Annotated in this window: 19 protein-coding genes, 1 pseudogene and 1 other annotated feature; of the genes and pseudogenes, 4 read left to right on the forward strand and 16 right to left on the reverse strand. The window is 40.1% G+C overall.

Annotated features, from left to right (window positions below; all coding sequences use genetic code 11):
- Positions 1-26 precede the first annotated feature (26 nt).
- The 9 genes from CJ239_RS00935 to CJ239_RS00975 form a co-directional block, all read right to left on the reverse strand.
- Positions 27-917, reverse strand: coding sequence for a DNA polymerase III subunit delta' (locus CJ239_RS00935; protein WP_102210219.1), 891 nt, complete (start codon positions 915-917; stop codon positions 27-29).
- On the reverse strand, positions 914-1,552 hold the full coding sequence (tmk, locus tag CJ239_RS00940; RefSeq protein ID WP_102210220.1) for a dTMP kinase: 639 nt from the start codon (positions 1,550-1,552) through the stop codon (positions 914-916). The genes CJ239_RS00935 and tmk overlap by 4 nt, the downstream gene beginning before the upstream one ends.
- 114 nt (positions 1,553-1,666) lie before the next feature.
- A complete protein-coding gene (gene proC, locus CJ239_RS00945; RefSeq protein WP_102210221.1) occupies positions 1,667-2,464 on the reverse strand; it encodes a pyrroline-5-carboxylate reductase in 798 nt (265 codons plus the stop codon).
- Positions 2,465-2,467: 3 nt separating this feature from the next.
- Positions 2,468-3,730 (reverse strand): glutamate-5-semialdehyde dehydrogenase, encoded by a 1,263-nt coding sequence (locus tag CJ239_RS00950; protein WP_102210222.1) that lies wholly within the window; start codon positions 3,728-3,730, stop codon positions 2,468-2,470.
- Positions 3,731-3,739: 9 nt separating this feature from the next.
- The gene (gene proB, locus CJ239_RS00955; RefSeq protein ID WP_102210223.1) at positions 3,740-4,849 is read right to left on the reverse strand and encodes a glutamate 5-kinase; all 1,110 of its coding nucleotides are present in this window, start codon (positions 4,847-4,849) and stop codon (positions 3,740-3,742) included.
- A 100-nt stretch (positions 4,850-4,949) separates the two neighbouring features.
- Positions 4,950-6,845 carry an MBL fold metallo-hydrolase gene (locus CJ239_RS00960; RefSeq protein WP_102210224.1) on the reverse strand — a complete coding sequence of 632 codons (1,896 nt, stop codon included), beginning with the start codon at positions 6,843-6,845 and terminating at the stop codon, positions 4,950-4,952.
- A gap of 2 nt (positions 6,846-6,847) precedes the next feature.
- Positions 6,848-7,735: an RluA family pseudouridine synthase gene (locus CJ239_RS00965; RefSeq protein ID WP_102210225.1), complete on the reverse strand. Its 888-nt coding sequence runs from the start codon at positions 7,733-7,735 to the stop codon at positions 6,848-6,850.
- Positions 7,725-8,186, reverse strand: a complete 462-nt coding sequence (gene lspA / locus CJ239_RS00970) for a signal peptidase II (RefSeq protein WP_033681917.1) — start codon at positions 8,184-8,186, stop codon at positions 7,725-7,727. Before lspA ends, CJ239_RS00965 begins: the two co-directional genes overlap by 11 nt.
- The gene (locus tag CJ239_RS00975; RefSeq protein WP_001025693.1) at positions 8,183-9,091 is read right to left on the reverse strand and encodes a LysR family transcriptional regulator; all 909 of its coding nucleotides are present in this window, start codon (positions 9,089-9,091) and stop codon (positions 8,183-8,185) included. Before CJ239_RS00975 ends, lspA begins: the two co-directional genes overlap by 4 nt.
- On the opposite strand from CJ239_RS00975, the pseudogene CJ239_RS11925 reads away from it, so the two are divergent.
- Positions 9,084-9,158 (forward strand): annotated as a pseudogene (locus CJ239_RS11925) (AraC family transcriptional regulator); the annotation flags it as partial. The gene CJ239_RS00975 and the pseudogene CJ239_RS11925 overlap by 8 nt on opposite strands.
- A gap of 174 nt (positions 9,159-9,332) precedes the next feature.
- Here the strand turns inward: CJ239_RS11925 and CJ239_RS00980 are convergent.
- The 5 genes from CJ239_RS00980 to CJ239_RS01000 form a co-directional block, all read right to left on the reverse strand.
- Positions 9,333-9,743, reverse strand: a complete 411-nt coding sequence (locus tag CJ239_RS00980; RefSeq protein ID WP_102210226.1) for a DUF5301 domain-containing protein — start codon at positions 9,741-9,743, stop codon at positions 9,333-9,335.
- A 326-nt stretch (positions 9,744-10,069) separates the two neighbouring features.
- On the reverse strand, positions 10,070-10,363 hold the full coding sequence (gene rpmA, locus CJ239_RS00985) for a 50S ribosomal protein L27 (RefSeq protein ID WP_006149998.1): 294 nt from the start codon (positions 10,361-10,363) through the stop codon (positions 10,070-10,072).
- Positions 10,364-10,379: 16 nt separating this feature from the next.
- Positions 10,380-10,724 carry a ribosomal-processing cysteine protease Prp gene (locus CJ239_RS00990; protein WP_000613699.1) on the reverse strand — a complete coding sequence of 115 codons (345 nt, stop codon included), beginning with the start codon at positions 10,722-10,724 and terminating at the stop codon, positions 10,380-10,382.
- A 15-nt stretch (positions 10,725-10,739) separates the two neighbouring features.
- The gene (rplU, locus tag CJ239_RS00995; protein ID WP_000109141.1) at positions 10,740-11,054 is read right to left on the reverse strand and encodes a 50S ribosomal protein L21; all 315 of its coding nucleotides are present in this window, start codon (positions 11,052-11,054) and stop codon (positions 10,740-10,742) included.
- A 36-nt stretch (positions 11,055-11,090) separates the two neighbouring features.
- Positions 11,091-11,270: a sequence feature (ribosomal protein L21 leader region), on the reverse strand.
- A gap of 58 nt (positions 11,271-11,328) precedes the next feature.
- A complete protein-coding gene (locus CJ239_RS01000; protein ID WP_102210227.1) occupies positions 11,329-12,033 on the reverse strand; it encodes a YoaK family protein in 705 nt (234 codons plus the stop codon).
- Between the two features lie 141 nt (positions 12,034-12,174).
- Here CJ239_RS01000 and CJ239_RS01005 point away from each other — a divergent pair, with 141 nt between their 5' ends.
- Complete coding sequence (locus CJ239_RS01005) at positions 12,175-13,152, forward strand: Gfo/Idh/MocA family protein (RefSeq protein ID WP_102210228.1); 978 nt, start codon at positions 12,175-12,177, stop codon at positions 13,150-13,152.
- Positions 13,149-14,231: a DEAD/DEAH box helicase gene (locus tag CJ239_RS01010; RefSeq protein WP_102210229.1), complete on the forward strand. Its 1,083-nt coding sequence runs from the start codon at positions 13,149-13,151 to the stop codon at positions 14,229-14,231. The genes CJ239_RS01005 and CJ239_RS01010 overlap by 4 nt, the downstream gene beginning before the upstream one ends.
- 150 nt (positions 14,232-14,381) lie before the next feature.
- On the opposite strand, the gene tuf is transcribed toward CJ239_RS01010, so the two are convergent.
- Both tuf and CJ239_RS01020 read right to left on the reverse strand, forming a co-directional pair.
- Complete coding sequence (gene tuf / locus CJ239_RS01015; RefSeq protein WP_001040724.1) at positions 14,382-15,578, reverse strand: elongation factor Tu; 1,197 nt, start codon at positions 15,576-15,578, stop codon at positions 14,382-14,384.
- Between the two features lie 206 nt (positions 15,579-15,784).
- Positions 15,785-16,894, reverse strand: a complete 1,110-nt coding sequence (locus CJ239_RS01020; protein WP_102210230.1) for an AI-2E family transporter — start codon at positions 16,892-16,894, stop codon at positions 15,785-15,787.
- 102 nt (positions 16,895-16,996) lie between these two features.
- On the opposite strand from CJ239_RS01020, the gene pbp3 reads away from it, so the two are divergent.
- Positions 16,997-18,238: a D-alanyl-D-alanine carboxypeptidase PBP3 gene (gene pbp3 / locus CJ239_RS01025; protein ID WP_102210231.1), complete on the forward strand. Its 1,242-nt coding sequence runs from the start codon at positions 16,997-16,999 to the stop codon at positions 18,236-18,238.
- Positions 18,239-18,397 lie beyond the last annotated feature (159 nt).

Raw genomic sequence — 18,397 nt, forward strand, 5'->3', positions numbered from 1 at the left:
CCTTTCTTTATCGTTCATTTTTGAATTTACATTTCTTTCAAGACCAGATATTCCATGGCATTTTGAAAACTAACATTAGCCTGCCACATTTTTCTAGCTTCTAGCAAATCTTGTAGAATCACCCGTACTCTTGTTTGCAAGATATCTTGCCCACAGAGGACTTCGAGAATCCGTAAAACCTGATCTTGTTTTTCCTTGTCGTCTGCCAAGTTGGCTAATTTAGCAACCTGCAGATAACTTTCTTTTTTCTTAGCTAATAACCAGGTCAGCAGGCGTTCACTTTCATCGACTAAGGTCCAAAAACTTGCCTGATTGGCCAACTTTTCTGCTTCAGCTCGCGATTGACTAAACTGAGCTAAAAGAGTTGCTTTTTTCTTAACCAGCCCCATTTGTTCTAAGAATAATATGAGTTTTTCTTCTTGCTTTTTAAAATGGAAAATCTGGGTCCGACTTCTGATGGTCGGTAACATCTTTTCCTCATCACTAGTCAAGAAGAAAATATAAACCTCACTCTGGGGTTCTTCGATAACCTTGAGCAGAGAATTAGCTGCGTTGGGATGCATTTTATCCGCTTGCTCGATAATAAAAACCTGTTGTTGGCTTTCAATCCCTGCTTGCGAAAACTGACCCACCAATTCTCGAATGCGTTCTGTCTTGATGACCTGATTAACTGGTTTAATCAAGGTGACATCGGGAAATTCTCCCTGTTCAATCAGCTTACAATTTCGGCAGTTTTCACATGGCAACACGCCTACTTTATCCGTACAAAAGAGGCTCTTAGCTAAAAATTGCGCCATTTCCAGGCTTCCAAAGAAACCTGAAAAGAGGTAGGCATGATTGAGCTGGTCTTGTTCTAGGATACGGACAAAGCGGTCAAACTGATCTGGCTGCCAGGCCTTTAGTTGATCTTGTTTCATTTGGCCAAGCCCATTCTGTCAAACAAGACAGCCTTGGTAGTTTCCACAACCTCCTCCAATAGAAGACTCGCATCAATCTTGACAATGCGATTCCCTTCTTTATCCAAAAGAGAAAGGTAACCTTGACGGACTTTTTTATGCAAGTCCAACCCTTCCAAGTCCAAACGATTGACCTCGCGGTCACTATTAGCAGCAATACGAGCCAGTCCTTCTTCCACCTCGATGTCAAAATAGAGTGTCAAATCGGGTTTAAGGCCATCTGTCGCAAACTGATTGAGCCAGTTAATGGCGTCAATATCCAAGCCACGACCAAATCCCTGATAGGCAACAGAACTATCAATAAAACGATCCATAATGACCAACTTACCAGCTTCAAGTGCTGGAAGAACTTTTTCCACCAAGTGCTGTCTGCGACTGGCTATATAGAGCAAAAGCTCTGTCTTCGCATCCATCTGAGTATGACTTGGATCCAGAATCACTTCCCGAATCTTCTCTCCTATCAAGACTCCGCCAGGTTCACGGGTCGTCAGCACCTCAACTCCTTTTTCTTCTAATATCGGCAGTAAGGCTTCTAAAACACTGGTCTTTCCTGCACCTTCAGGCCCCTCAAGCGAGACTAAAAATCCTTTTGACATGACAAACTCATTTCTTTTTTACTATCTTCTATTTTATCAAAAAAATAGATATTGTGAAAATCTTTTTAGACACTGATTTCAAAGAAGCATAAAAGAGGTAGATTTCTCCACCTCTTATTTGCCTAATTTTTTAGTTCGTTTGTAGGCTTTTTTGACTGCCTCCATAACGGTTCCTCTAAAGGCATGTGCTTCTAAACTAGCTACACCAGCAATAGTAGACCCCCCTGGACTACAAACCTTGTCTTTTAATACTCCTGGATGTTCTTGAGTATCTAGAACCAATTGACCTGCTCCAATAACTGTTTGAGCTGCCATTTTCAATGCCGTTTCTCGTGGCAATCCTGTCTGAACACCCGCATCTGCCAAAGCCTCGATAAAGAGATAGACAAAAGCTGGTCCACAACCTGCAAGACCTGTCGCTGCATCGATTAACCCTTCACTGATTTCAAACAATAAACCAGCATGTTGTAAAAGTTGACAAAAGACTTCCTTATCATCTACTTGGCAGTTAGCTGACAAGGCATAACTAATGACTCCTTGACCGATAGAAACTGGAGTGTTGGGCATCATGCGAATTAAACGGTGCTGACTTGGAACAAGACTAGCTAGTTTTTCCAACGTTATACCCGCTGCCATGGAAATTAAGAGCAGACTCTCCCGTTTTTCAAGAATATCTTGAGATTCCGCAAGTAAAGTAGATACTTGAGCTGGTTTCACTCCTAAAAAAATCACATCTGCTTCCGCAAAGATTTCCTCATTACTAGAAACTTGACCTCCGTAGCTAGCAATAAAATCATCCACTCTATCTTGACTTAGATTAGAAAGAAGAAACTTATCTGTCGTATTAGCTTGCCAAACAGCCTTGGCCAAACTAGCGCCCATATTCCCCAAACCGATAAATCCAATCTTCATTTTTTACTCCCTTATCTGTCCATCACCAGCAACTACATACTTGTAACTGGTTAATTCTTTTAAGCCCATTGGACCACGCGCATGCAGTTTCTGAGTTGAAATCCCCATTTCGCATCCAAGTCCAAATTGACCTCCATCTGTAAAACGAGTTGAAGCATTGACATAGACTGCTGCAGAGTCCACTTGATCTGTAAAGTAAGCTGCAGCCTCAGCATTTTCAGTCACAATGGCATCCGAATGATGAGTACTGTGTGCTTCAATATGCGCAACCGCTTCTTCTAAACTACTCACAACTTTAACAGCTAGGACATAGTCTAAAAACTCAGTGTCAAAGTCTTGAGCCCCAGCTGCTTGGCCAGATACAAACTGACTAGCCTTCTCATCCAAACGGAATTGAATCGGTTCAAGTCCAGCTTCTTTTCGATCTGCAACCAACACTTGCTCCAAGCGAGGAAGGAAGCTTGCTGCCTTGTCTTCATGAACAAGTAAAACTTCCATGGCATTGCAGACAGAAGGACGACTAGTTTTAGCATTGTTGATGATAGACAGAGCCTTATCTTCGTCTGCATCCTTATCGACATAAACATGGACAATCCCTGTCCCTGTCTCGATAACAGGTACGATAGCATTCTCAACCACTGCATTGATCAAACCAGCTCCCCCACGAGGAATAAGAAGGTCTAGATATCCCTTGGCCTTCATCATGGCATAGCTGCTTTCTCGGCTGGTATCTTCCACCAGTTGAATCACATCTGGATGAATGGTAGTCGTCTCCAAGCCCTTCTTCAAGGCTGTGACAATAGCATGGGCTGTTTGATAGGCATCCTTACCACTACGAAGAACAACCGCATTTCCACTCTTGAGAGCCAAAGCAGCCGCGTCAGACGTCACATTTGGACGGCTTTCATAGATAATACCGATTACTCCCATAGCCACACGTTTTTTGGTGATAACCAAACCATTTTCAAGATGATTGGTTTCTAAAACTTCACCGATTGGATCTGGTAAAGCAACCACTTCACGAATCCCAGTTGCCATCGCTTCTATACGACCTGCATCCAAATAAAGACGATCCAGCATCACATCTGAGATTTTACCTTTGGCCGCTTCCATATCGAGGGCATTGGCTGCTAAAATTTCCTCAGTAGCTGCTAATAAATGATCAGCCATGGCTAACAAGGCTTGGTTTTTCACCTCTTCACCAGCTGTGTTGATTGATTTTTTAACAGCCTGTACCTGTTCAAATTGTTCTTGTGTACTTACCATAGTTTACCTCTAAAATTCTGTAAAGAGTAGTTGGATTTCAGGAGTAATGGAAATCCAGTCGTCACGGTGAATCAAGACACCCTTGGCTTTTTGAGAACGCAACATATCCTCCAAAGCAGATGCTCCAAATTGCACGCGTCCTTTTCCAAGTGATTTTCCACTTTCCTTGTCAAATACTGTCACGATATCACCGTAAGAAAAGGCTCCTTCTGCTTCAACAATACCAGATAAGAGAAGACTCTTCCCATGTTGAGAGAGAGCTTCAGCAGCCCCTTTATCAACCCAAATAGAACCTTGGCTCTGAGCATAAAAAGCCAGCCATTGTTTCTGGGTACGAAGTCCCTTTTCTTGAGCAACAAAGTAGGAACCATCCTTGGTCTTCTCCGCTGCCTCAATCATGGCATCTGACTTCAAGGATGAGCAGATATAAACAGGAACTCCTGATTCCGTCGCAATAGTGGCAGCTTTAATCTTAGTCAACATACCCCCAGTTCCGTTTGAAGATCCAGCTCCACCAGCCATATCAATAATCTCACGATTGATGGTCTCAATTTTCTCCAAGCGTTTGGCTCTTGGGTCTGAATTAGGATTTCCAGTATAAAGACCGTCCACATCTGTCAAGAGGACCAAAAGGTCTGCTTGGACCATGGCTGCTACCTGAGCACTTAGAGTATCATTGTCCCCAACCTTGAGCTCATCAATAACGACACTGTCATTCTCATTGATGATAGGAATCGCCCCACGGCTAAGTAGAACCGACAAAGCCTGATGGGCATTCTTATAACGACGCTTATCCACAAAGTCGTCCTGGGTCAGCAAGATTTGTGCAGAAACGATTTGGCGCAAGAGGAGGTTGGTCGTGTATTCTTCCAACAAAAGCCCTTGTCCTACCGCTGCTGAAGCCTGTTTATCAGCAATCTTAGTCGGACGCTTTTTAAATCCTAAGGCTCCAAAACCAGCCGCAATGGCACCTGACGATACCAAAATCAATTCATGGCCAGACTCGTGCAACATAGCTAACTGCTGGGTAATAGCCTTTACCTTACTACGTGATAAACTTCCATCCTCATTCGTCAGAGAAGAAGTTCCTACCTTAAAGACAATCCGTTTGTATTTCATAGTCTCACTCCGATTCTTCGTATTTATCCATTATAACATGAATAGCAGAAAATAGAAAAGAGTTGATAGGAAAAAGAAGGCCCTAAAACCTTCTTTTTTACTACTGTTCTAATTCAGATCTGTTTACAATCGTTTCAGAGCTTTGTGAAGTTGAAGAAGTCAAATCCTGACTAGTCGAAGAACTTGTAATACTTTCGTGTTGACTCGTTTCTTTATTTTCAAGATCTTTTTTCACTACTTCATTGGATTCTTTTATTTCTGAATGACTTGTAGTTTTAATTGTAGCAGATTTCTCTACCGGAACATCCACTAACCAGACACCACTTGAATCAACAGTATATCCTTCTGGTGTCTTACCATTCACAAGTAATTGACCATTTTCTTTCAAGAAGTACCATTTATCCTTGTCTTTAATCCAACCAACAGCTCGCGAACCGTCTGTCTTGTAGAAATACCAATCATTTGCCTTTTTAAGCCAGCCTTGCTTCATAGCTCCTGATTCTTCTAGATAGTAATGATGACCAGCAATTTCTATCTCACCTGTCTTCATGATACCAGCAGAGTCCATATAGTACCAGGTTTCTTTATCTTTTACCCAGCCCGTTTTCATTTCCCCTGATTGAGCAAAGTAATACCATTGCCCCTTATATTGAAGCCAACCTGTCTTCATAGAGCCATCAACATCCAAATAATACCACTGTTCTTTATCTTGAATCCAACCAATTTCCATCTGGTTTTCTTTGTTGAAATAATACCAGATTCCATCAATTTTCTTCCAATTTTTAGCAGCAACACCAGAGTCTGTCAAATAGAACCAACGATTGTTCCATTTTTTCCATTGATCCTGTAACAAGATACCCGTTTGGTTAAAGTAATACCAGTCACTCTTAATTTCATTCCAACCAACAGCATACTCTCCTGTAGAATCAGGTGCTTGATACCACCAATTTCCATAAGCACTCTTATGCCAACCAGCTTGAAAACTTGGAATCGGCTTGTAGGATGTTGAAATGTTTACTAAACCGTCTTGTCGAATATCAAAAACTGTCGCATCATAGTCTTTGCTGGCTGCGTTTATATGTTGAATTCCCATTGATTCAAGCCAGCTAATATATTCCCTATTTATTTCTTCACCGCTATCATACGAACCAATTGGTGAGGAAGAAGTTTGAACAATTATCTCAGGAGACAAATTTCTTATAAAATTTTTTGTATTAGAATTTTTTGTATCTAAATGATGATTAAACTTCATCAAATCAACTTTTCCAATAAGAGAACCGTACTTGTCTTCTGCTCCATGAACATTATCTAAGTCTCCCCCAAGGTAAATTTTCTTGCCATTGACTTTTACCACACTAATCAAGGAATTGGAATTGTCATCCCAAACAGGTTTAAGATTTCCATTCTCATCATATTCATTTTCATAATTATAGAGCTGAATATCCATGTCCCCAAACTGAAAATGAGCATCTCCTTGTGTGATGTTTTGAATCACTGAAACACCTTTTTCTGCGGCAGTCTGTAAAACCTTATCATAGCCATACAGATTATCCCAAAGACGTTCAGGCTTAGTAATACGATTATCACTATATTTCTTAAGATAGACTCGGTCAACTGGATAGGTAGACAGTAATTCATCAACATTTCCAATATGGTCACTGTGGGTATGTGTTACCAAAATAAAATCAAGCTTTGGGACACCCAATTCCTTCAAACGACGAAAGACACGATCTGTTAGAACATGCTTATAAGTGGTATTGATACCCTGTCTCCATGGATAACGAGAATCACTGCCGTCTGGGAAATCATAATCCTCTCCTGTATCCACCATGGCAAAATGTCCATTGCTTTCAAGAATAATCGCATCACTGCCACCTTCATGAACATTTATAAAGTGAATTTTATTTCCTGAACTTTCTTGAGCTTGAACATTTCCATACCATGACAAGCCTAAAAAAGCGCCCACAAGTGCTAAACTAGTTAATTTCTTTTTCATTCTTACTTCCTCAGTCTCTCTAATGTTTCCTTAAATATCTCTGGGATATCTGCTGTAAATTCCAAGGTCTCACCTGTTCTCGGATGAGTAAAACCTAAAGTCTTGGCATGAAGAAATTGCCCAAGCCCTTTCAGGGTCTTACGTGGACCATAGACTTCATCACCAGCGACTGGATGACCAATATAAGCCATGTGAACACGGATTTGATGGGTACGCCCTGTCTCCAGTTGTAACTCCACTAAGCTATAATCGCCAAAGCGTTCCAAGACGTGGAAACGAGTCACTGCAGGCTTCCCTTTAGCAGTCACAGCCTGTTTCTTACGGTCTTTTTCACTTCGACCAATCGGCGCTTCAATCACACCACGATCATTAGGCAAATTTCCATGAACAATCGCCCAATATTTGCGGAGAGACTTTTTATCCTTGAGTTCTTGAGCAAGTGCCAAGTGGGCCTCATCATTTTTAGCAATCATGAGAAGACCTGATGTATCCTTATCAATACGGTGAACAATTCCTGGACGCAGAACACCATTGATACCCGACAAGTCCTTAATATGATACATAAGGGCATTTACCAGAGTTCCACTGGTATGACCAGCACTCGGATGCACCACCATCCCCTGAGGTTTGTTAACGACGGCGACATCCTCATCTTGGTAGATGATTTCTAGCGGAAGATTCTCAGCTACATACTCTAAAACCTCTGGTTCTGGCACATGGTAAGTGACGACATCGCCCTCTTGAACTGTGTATTTAGCTTTCTTGACTTGACCATTGACCAAGACCTGGCCTGATTTGATTTGTTCATTCGCGAGACTGCGTGATAATTCTGTCAAATCCGACAAAGCCTTATCTAGACGCAGACCACCAGTTTCAATTTTAATTTCCATTTATTTCCTCTTTTAGCATTGCAATCAATAAAATAATCACTCCAACCGTCAGATAGCTATCCGCTACATTGAAAATTGCAAAATTAATAAAGTCTAAGTGAAACATATCCACAACAAATCCCTGACTCACCCTATCAATAAAGTTTCCAAGACCACCTGCAATAATCAAAGTCAAACCCAAGACCATCCAGAGTGAGTCCTCCATGTGTTTATGTAGATACCAGATGGCACCTACCACGACAACCAGAGTAATGACAGCAAATAACAACTGCTGATCTTGTAAGATAGAAAAGGCTGCCCCTCGATTTTGCAGGTAGGTCAAGCTAACGAAATTGGGAATCCAAGAACGCACTTCACCCAGTGGAATCTGCTGGACGATATAGGATTTTACCAACTGATCCAGCCCAATCAAAAGCAGTACAATGACTGCCACTATTCCTCTTTTTTTCATGATTTCCTCTTTTGATCAAAATATTCTTGCATGACTTCTACGAAGAGAGTCCCAGCTTGACTAAGCTCCACTTCCTCACGTTTGACATAAACCATGCGGTTATCTAAATTATCCTTGAGACGAATAACTGTGATGCCATTGACACTGTCACTATCTAAAAATCCAGACCCTGTCGCATAGGCGTCCGTCCGCTCCAAAATACCATTCAAGGTAGCACGGTCTGTCACATTAAACATCTGTGAGCTCGCACTGGTATCGACAAAATTCTCCGAATAATAAAGGTACTCGTCTTTCTCTTGGGTAAAACGAACTGTCGGTAGATCCGCTAAATCCTCCATGACCAATTCCTCTTTCTGAGCCAAAGGATGCCCCTCGCGGAGATAAATGTGGGTATGGAAGGGAATCAATTCAATGACCTCTAGGCCTAGCTTTTCAACCCGTTGCATAATCCCCTTTTTATTTTGATTGTTGAGGTAGATAATCCCAATCTCACTATGCCCCTGCGCTACTTCGTCTAAAATTTGAACAGTAGTTGATTCAAAAATACGGAAGTTCTTATAATCAGGATAGCGCTCTGAAAAGGCCGTAATGGTTGGTGGCAAAAAGTCATAGTGCTGACTAGCGATGGAAAATTCATCCTTTTCTTCTTCAGGATTGGCATACTGATTTTGAAAAATATCAAATCCTTTAACCAATTCTTGCGCTTTTTCATAGAATTCCATACCACGACGAGTCAAGAAAGTCCCTGAGCTAGTCCGACGGAAAATCTTAAATCCCAATTCTTTTTCCAAATCACGAACAGAAATGGACAGACTCGGTTGACTAACATACATCTTTTCAGCAGCTTCACGGAAAGTACCACTATTGGCAATGGCAACAACATAGCGTAATTGTTGAATGTTCATCTTCTACCCCCAACTTCTTTATCTTTTCATTATACCATATTTTAGAAGTTTTCCAAAAAGGAAAAAAGTCAGGAACTTTTCAAGTCTCAAATGAGACTCTAACAACCCAATACAAGAGTTAGAATAATGTCTTTTTCAGTCCTTATCTGATTTCAAGCAAATAAAAACAGCAAATCTTTTTGATTTACCGTTTAAAACATAATACAAGAAAACTCTCTAAAAATTTCTTGAATGCTATAAATCAACTAGAAAAAATCTCTTCAATCCTATTGGCTATATCTGGATTTACTTCCCAGATACCAGCATAAGGTTGCTCAATATACTGTCTTTTCTTCTTAGTATATAGATAGACTACACTATCCTTTTCTTCATTCTGATGATAAAACTTGATAATGATGTAATCTTTAACATTTGTCGGTTGATCATTTACACTCTCCAAAGAGGTAGATTTTGACTGTTTCTGTATCTCCTTAATCAATTTTGAAATTTCTTCTCTCTTGTTGATAGTTTTAACATCTTCTGAGATTTTTTTCTGCAGAGAAATTACAGAAATCGTTTCAGGTTCAGGAAGAATCAATTTTTTCTTACTGACACAAGCTGATAGAACAAGAAAAGAGATTGAACAGACTATAATTGTGATAATTTTTTTCATACAGGTTCACATCCTTTCCATATCCCTGCTTTCTTACCTGAATACAATTATAGTATCAAACCTTAACAATTTTTACAATATCTTATTCCCTTATAACATTCACTACTGTAAAAGTTGAACATTCCACTATTTTATGATTGTATCTAAAAGACAAAGTAGCCGACAAGTTCGCTTCTTACATTGGTTTTTAAAATATGGGTATCAGCGTGGGTATCAAAATAAAAAAATAGGCTCTCCGAAAACTCGGAAAGCCTTATTTAATGCTACTGCTAGCTTCCTCGCCTTTACATTTCAAGGCTCGGGATAAAAAGGTTCACTGGACCTTTTTATTTAGCGATTGGGTAAACAGAAACTTGTTTTTTATCGCGTCCTTTACGTTCAAAGCGTACTACGCCTTCAACTTTAGCGAACAAAGTATCGTCTCCACCACGTCCAACGTTTACACCTGGGTAGATGTGTGTACCACGTTGACGGTAAAGGATTGATCCACCTGTTACAGTTTGTCCGTCAGCTGCTTTAGCTCCAAGACGTTTTGCTTGTGAATCACGTCCGTTTGATGTAGAACCTCCACCTTTTTTGTGGGCGAAAAGTTGCAAGTTGCTAAGAGTCATTTTTAACATAATGTTTTCCTCCGTGTTAGTTTTCTGTGATAACTCTGGTTTGGACGAACTCAGAAGAGTTCTCCGATAAGTTTGCCATACCTAAGAAAAATGATTCAAAGAATAACTGGGTCATTTCTCTCTGGTGTGAAGGAAGATCTTTTGGAATTTCAACCATCAGATAACCACCTTCATCTTCGTTTAATTCTAGGATTGGTTCATAGCCTGCAAATTTTTCAATAGAATTGATAAAGTTAATGGCAAGCGTAGAAACCGATGCACACACGACATCTAAGCCGTATTCGCCACTCTCGGCGTGTCCAGTAATTTCCGCACTCCTCAGCTCGCCATCTTCGGCTCTCTCAAAGACTGCCTGTATCATGTGTTCTCCTTAAAATTAAGCGTTGATTGCGTTGATGACAACTTTAGTATATGGTTGACGGTGACCTTGTTTACGGTGGCTACCTTTTTTAGGTTTGTACTTGTAAGTAACAACTTTCTTTTGTTTTCCTTGTTTTTCAACAGTTCCAACTACAGTAGCTCCAGCAACAAGTGGAGTTCCGACAACAGTGTTTTCACCACCAACAAGAACAACTTCGTTAAAAGTAACTTCTTGACCAGCTTCAACGTTCAATTTTTCAACGTAAACTGCTTGACCAACTTCAACTTTAACTTGTTTTCCGCCAGTTTTGATAATTGCGTATGTGCTCATTATGCACCTCCTATGATTTTTATGGGTTTCCCCGATTTTTTTGTGAAGACTCGCCTAGCATCGTGGGACGAACCACTTAAAAGAAGAGCTCTAAGTATAACAAAGAATAAACTAGGAATTGAGCCGAAGGCATAACTTATGTTAGGCAAGGCGACAATGACGAAGTTTAAATTGGTTATACGACGAGCAACGATGTTCGTGCGGTTGCACAGGAATGTGCATAGTCAACTCTTCAAGTATAGCATATCTCCTATTTTCTTACAAGTAATAACACCTAAAATGAAGCTTTTTCTTTTACTTTTTTCCGCCACGAGGCAAAAAGCATACTGAGGTAAAAAATACTCATCATAATAGGAACACCAAGAATAGTCTTTTCATGATAGAAAATCGTCAAATAGGCTGAAAAGACAACGCCAAGGACAAAACTACTAAGCAGGCTAACAAATATAAATCCTTCACGCAAAAAAGGTGTGTGCTTGGTCCTAAAATAATCTCCAAAAGCCAGCATGGTCCGTTTGATATTCCCTGTCATAAAAGCGTTATTATAGGCAATACCCGACACTTCTCCAAAAGCAGTTGTCACCAGTCCCATACAAAAGGCCAAGGGCGGTACTAGATAGATATTATCTACAGTCTGTGGTACAAAACCAATAATGATTGATAAGATTGCCAAAGGAATCAGTGACAGAATCGGTTTTTTCACAATTCTCAATTTTTCCTTATAAACAGTTAATAAAAAGACACCCATCATAAAAGCTAACAAGGTGAGAACCTTGTCCCTAACATCTGAAACATTATTCTGGATTAATTCTACTGAAAGAAAGACAACATTCCCAGTTTGTCCAGCTACAAGAGTGTTCCCTCGTACAATAAAAGTATAGGCGTCCACATATCCTGCACAAAAAGTCAAAAAAAGCGCTAGCCTCTTAGACTGACGTGATATTTTTCTTATAGGTAATAACCTCATTTTCCCTCCCATTTCATTTACTCATCTCATTATTGTACCACTTTCTTTGGAAAAGACCTAGTAGCTTATTTGAAATTTTTTCCCCTCTGTTGGATAGTCCCGTCTATCTATGTTATAATGAAAGAAGGATTTGAAATCAGAAAAGGAGTAACTATGCTTAAATTAGGTATCATCGGAACAGGAGCTATCAGCCACCACTTCATAGAAGCAGCCCATACCAGTGGAGAATACAAGCTGGTCGCAATCTATTCTAGACAACTAGAAACTGCGGCAACCTTTGCTTCTCGCTACCAGGATATCCAACTCTTTGATCAAGTAGAGGACTTCTTCAAAAGCTCCTTTGATGTAGTCTATATTGCTAGCCCAAACTCCTTGCATTTTGCTCAGGCAAAAACTGCATTGTCTGCAGGTAAACATGTCATTCTTGAAAAGCCAGCTGTCACTCAGCCACAAGAATGGCTGGATCTGATTCATACAGCTGAGAAAAATCACTGTTTTATCTTCGAAGCAGCTCGTAATTATCACGAGGAAGCTTTCACAACTATCAAAAACTTCTTAGCAGACAAGCAAGTGTTAGGGGCTGATTTCAATTATGCCAAATACTCTTCCAAGATGCCTGACTTGTTGGCTGGTCAGACACCAAATGTCTTTTCAGACCGTTTTGCCGGTGGAGCCCTTATGGATTTGGGGATTTATCCCCTCTACGCTGCCGTTCGTCTCTTTGGAAAGGCTCAGGACGCAACCTATCAGGGGCAACAGCTTGACAATAGCATTGACCTAAATGGAGACGGCACTCTCTTCTACCCTGACTTTCAAGTTCACATCAAGGCAGGAAAAAACATCACTTCCAATCTTCCTTGTGAGATTTATACAGCAAATGGAACCTTGACACTCAACACGATTGAACATGTCAGCTCAGCTATTTTTAGCGACCACCAAGGAAATCAAGTCCATCTTCCTATCCAACAGGCTCCTCATACGATGACTGAGGAAGTCGCTGCATTTGCACAGATGATTCAGCAACCAGACCAGAAACTTTACCAAACTTGGCTAGACGATGCAGGCTCTGTTCATGAGCTACTATATACTATGCGCCAGACTGCTGGCATTAGATTTGAGGCAGAAAAATGAAAACCAAACTACCGACTGAATGGCAAGAACTGAGTGACCAACTCGGTTTCCAAGAATTCACCCCCATTCAAACCCAACTATTTGAGCTCTTTCTTGCTGGAGAGAACCTTCTAGGAGTGAGCCCAACTGGAACTGGTAAGACCCTAGCTTACCTCCTACCAAGTCTTCTCCGACTACAAAAGAAAAAAGCCCAGCAACTCTTGATTCTAGCACCAAATACAGAACTTGCTGGACAAATTTTTGATGTATGTAAAACGTGGGCAGAAACTATCGGCTTGACTGCCCAACTCTTCTTATCAGGTTCGAGTCAGAAACGCCAGATTGAACGCCTAAAAAAAGGACCAGAAATTCTGATTGGAACTCCTGGCCGTATCTTTGAACTAATTAAATTGAAAAAAATCAAGATGATGAATGTGGAAACCATCATCCTGGATGAATTCGACCAATTGCTAGATGATTCTCAGATTCACTTTGTCGAGAAAATCACTCACTACGCACCGCGTGACCACCAACTCGTCTACATGAGTGCGACGACCAAGTTTGACCAAGAAAAGATTGCGCCTAACACACGTATCATTGATCTTTCTGACCAAAAATTGGACAACATCCAACATTTCTATATGCAGGTAGATCAACGTCACCGAGTGGATATGCTACGAAAACTAGCTCATGTTGATGATTTCCGAGGTCTGGTCTTCTTTAACAGCCTATCAGACCTTGGAAGCGCAGAAGAAAAATTACAGTATCGTGATATCTTGGCTGTTTCTCTAGCTAGTGATGTCAATGTCAAATTTAGAAAAGTCATCTTAGAAAAGTTTAAAGACAAGCAACTAACCCTGCTTCTTGCAACAGACCTTCTGGCACGTGGGATTGATATCGATAGTCTAGAATGCGTCGTAAACTTTGATGTTCCTAGAGACATCGAGACCTACACCCACCGTGCTGGCCGTACTGGCCGTATGGGCAAGGAAGGTTATGTTATCACTCTCGTCACTCATCCTGAAGAACTTAAAAAACTCAAGAAATTTACTACTGTTCGAGAAATTGTCTTGAAAAACCAAGAACTCTATGTCAAATGAAGCCCCCTTTGCTCTATGCACATCAAGTGTATGGAGCTTTTTTGTAAGCAATTCTTTCATTTTAGTTCAATACCAGAAAAAAGAACCTTGCATAGCAAGATTCTTTTAGTGTCTGACTTAAATAATTGTTCTTCTGGGAACTAAATCGAATTAAGCTTCGATTTCTGTAACCATACCTGAACCAACAGTACGTCCACCCTCACGGATAGAGAATGTAGTACCTTGTTCTACGGCGATTGGGTGGATCAACTCAACGTCGATTGTCACGTTATCACCAGGCATTACCATTTCAGTACCTGCTGGAAGTTCGATTGAACCTGTAACGTCAGTAGTACGGAAGTAGAATTGTGGACGGTAGTTGTTGAAGAATGGAGTGTGACGTCCACCTTCTTCTTTAGTAAGGATGTAAACTTCACCTTTGAATTTAGTGTGTGGGTTGATTGAACCTGGTTTAGCGATAACTTGTCCACGTTCGATTTCATCACGTTGAACACCACGAAGAAGGACACCTACGTTATCTCCAGCAAGACCTTCGTCAAGTTGTTTACGGAACATTTCAACACCAGTAACAACTGCTTTTTGAGTTTCTTCTTTGATACCAACGATTTCGATTTCGTCGTTGACTTTAACGATACCACGGTCGATACGTCCTGAAGCAACTGTACCACGTCCAGTGATTGAGAATACGTCTTCGACTGGAAGAAGCAATGGTTTGTCAGTGTCACGTTCTGGTTCTGGGATGTACTCATCAACTGTGTTCATCAATTCCATAACGATGTCTTCGTATTTAGAGTCACCTTCAAGAGCTTTAAGAGCTGAACCTTGGATAACTGGAAGATCGTCACCTGGGAAGTCGTATTCTGACAATAGGTCACGGATTTCCATTTCAACCAATTCAAGCAATTCTTCGTCGTCAACCAAGTCAACTTTGTTCATGAAGACGATAAGGTGTTTAACACCAACCTGACGTGAAAGAAGGATGTGCTCACGAGTTTGTGGCATTGGTCCGTCAGTTGAAGCTACTACAAGGATAGCTCCGTCCATTTGAGCGGCACCAGTAATCATGTTTTTAACGTAGTCCGCGTGTCCTGGAGCGTCGATGTGAGCGTAGTGACGTTTTTCAGTTTCGTACTCAACGTGCGCAGTGTTGATTGTGATACCGCGTTCGCGTTCTTCTGGAGCAGCATCGATAGACGCATAGTCTTTAGGTTGGTTAACTGATGAAGGCAAGCGACGTGCCAAAACAGTTGTGATAGCTGCAGTTAGGGTAGTTTTACCGTGGTCAACGTGTCCGATAGTACCAATGTTAACGTGTGGTTTACTACGATCGTATTTTTCTTTTGCCATTTGAGTAAAAGCCTCCAATAAAATATATTTTATAGATAGACAGTAGGCAATACAGTCTAACTTTCCTTACTATTTTATCAAATTTCAGCTAAATTGCAAGTGTTTTACAAAGTTTTTGTGAATTATTCTTAATCTGCTAATCTAAACGACACTTCTACTCCTATCACTTAGCTAAACAAAAAGAAAAATCAGGAATTTCCTGACTTTTACTTGGATAATTCTCTTTCTCGTTCTTTCATTATTTTATGATTTTCATACAAGCGAGATAAGAACTTAGAAATTTCTTTTAAGATAGAATAAGTTGGTACAGCGACAATCATACCAATGACACCATAGATATTACTTGATAACAAAAGTAATACTAAAATCGTAATTGGATGAACCTTCATTACCCCACCAACGATTCGAGGGTAGAGGATATTTCCATCCACTTGTTGAATGATTAGCATGTAAACAACTGCGATCAGCATTCTATGAGGATCAGTAAAGACATTAGCGATAATCATTGGAATCAAGCCAATACTTGGTCCCACATAAGGAATGAGATTGGCTAACCCTGAAAAGATGGCGAAGACCAAAGCGTATTTTAAACCAATCACGCTATATCCGATAAAGGCCAAACAACCAATAATAATCGCATCAATTGCGACTCCACTAATATAGCGAGCAATTGTCGCATTCAAATTCTTTAATAGGCCTGCAATATGTAGCTTATCTCTCTTTAAAACAGTACGTTCAAGCATCGGTAAAAATTTGTGACCATCTAACAAAAAATAAACCAAAAACACAGGTGTCATGATAATAATTAAAACAGTACTAAAGAGAGCTGATAGGATACTTCCGACACTATTGGTCACACTATTTAGTATATTTTGTAAAATATCTACATAAGAAAGATTTAACTGTTGAATAGTCGCTTGAATATCTAAATTTTGAAAGGCTGGATAAGTAGATAAATCCACAATCAAATCTTGTAAACGACTGTAGATAGTCTGGCTAGTCGCAATCAAGCTGGTCAACTGATTGACCAAAATCGGTAAGAGATAGACTACCCCAATAACTAGCCCCCAAACCAAGGCACACAAAGTTAGTAGAATACCAATGATACGATTAATTTTGAAATACTTTTGTAAAAAATTTACAATAGGATTGGTCAAATAATATAAAAAACTACCTAGAAGAAAGGGAATCATGATGGTGTTTGCAACACTTACAAAAGGCGTTATAATCCCCCCCATCTGTCTCCATAAATAAAAGATGATGGTTAATAGTAAAATCTCACTGGTCCAAAAAAATAATTTATTCTTACGAAACATGGGATACCTCCATTCATCTATTTTACCACACTTTCAAAAAAGCTTCTTTCTTCTATCGTGAAACTGGGAATATTTTTTTCTTTATGTTAGAATAAACTTACTATGAAAAAAATCATTTTAACTCTACTAAGCTTATCCGTGATTGGCTCTGCATCTACTGTTGCTGCTCAAGATTTTAATATTGCTGCAAAACATGCCATTGCTGTTGAGGCAAATACTGGTAAAATTCTCTATGAGAAAGATGCAACCCAGCCAGTCGAAATCGCTTCTATTACAAAACTACTGACAGTCTACCTTGTTTATGAGGCATTAGATAAAGGAACAATCACCTTATCAACTCCTGTAGATATTTCAGATTATCCTTATCGATTGACAACAAATTCTGAAGCAAGTAACGTTCCTATGGAGGCTCGTAATTATACTGTCGAACAACTACTTGAAGCAACATTAGTATCTAGTGCTAACAGCGCAGCCATTGCCTTAGCTGAGAAAATTGCTGGCTCAGAAAAAGATTTCGTCGATATGATGCGGGCAAAACTCTTGGAATGGGGAATTCAGGATGCCACTGTTGTCAATACGACAGGTCTTAACAATGAAACTCTAGGAGATAACATTTACCCAGGTTCTAAAAAAGATGAGGAAAATAAGCTTAGTGCTTATGATGTCGCTATTGTTGCTCGCAACCTCATCAAAAAATACCCACAAGTCTTGGAAATCACAAAAAAACCTTCTTCTACTTTTGCTGGAATGACAATCACTTCGACTAACTACATGTTAGAAGGCATGCCTGCTCATCGCGGTGGTTTTGATGGCCTCAAGACAGGAACAACAGACAAAGCTGGTGAATCTTTTGTTGGTACTACTGTCGAAAAAGGGATGAGAGTCATCACAGTCGTCTTAAATGCAGACCATCAGGACAATAATCCTTACGCTCGCTTCACAGCTACATCGTCACTAATGGATTATATCTCTTCTACATTCACGCTTCGTAAAATCGTTCAAAAAGGCGATACCTACCAAGATAGCAAAGTCCCTGTACAAGATGGAAAAGAAGATGCTGTCACTGCTGTTGCCAAAGATGATATCACTCTAATTGAACGTGTTGGGAATCAATCTTCCAAATCTGTTCAATTCACACCTGATTCCAAGGCAATCCCAGCACCACTTGAAGCTGGAACAGTGGTTGGCCATTTGACTTATGAAGACAAGGACTTGATTGGTCAAGGTTACATTACCACAGAACGTCCTAGTTTCGAAATGCTAGCAGAAAAGAATGTTGAAAAAGCCTTCTTCTTAAAAGTTTGGTGGAATCAGTTTATCCGCTTCATCAACGAAAAATTATAAAAAAATCGCGATTTAAACCGCGATTTTTTTGGGCTCTATAATATTTGTAGTGGGTAAATCCCCTATAGATCTTATGGAGCCTATTTTTGTGTAGAAAAAAAGTCCCATAAGATCTATAATGAAAAGCGACAAAACAACTCATTAGAAAGATTCATATGG

Origin of the sequence: Streptococcus sp. UMB0029 (assembly GCF_002871495.1) — a bacterium.
In the GTDB taxonomy this organism is placed as follows: Bacteria; Bacillota; Bacilli; order Lactobacillales; family Streptococcaceae; genus Streptococcus.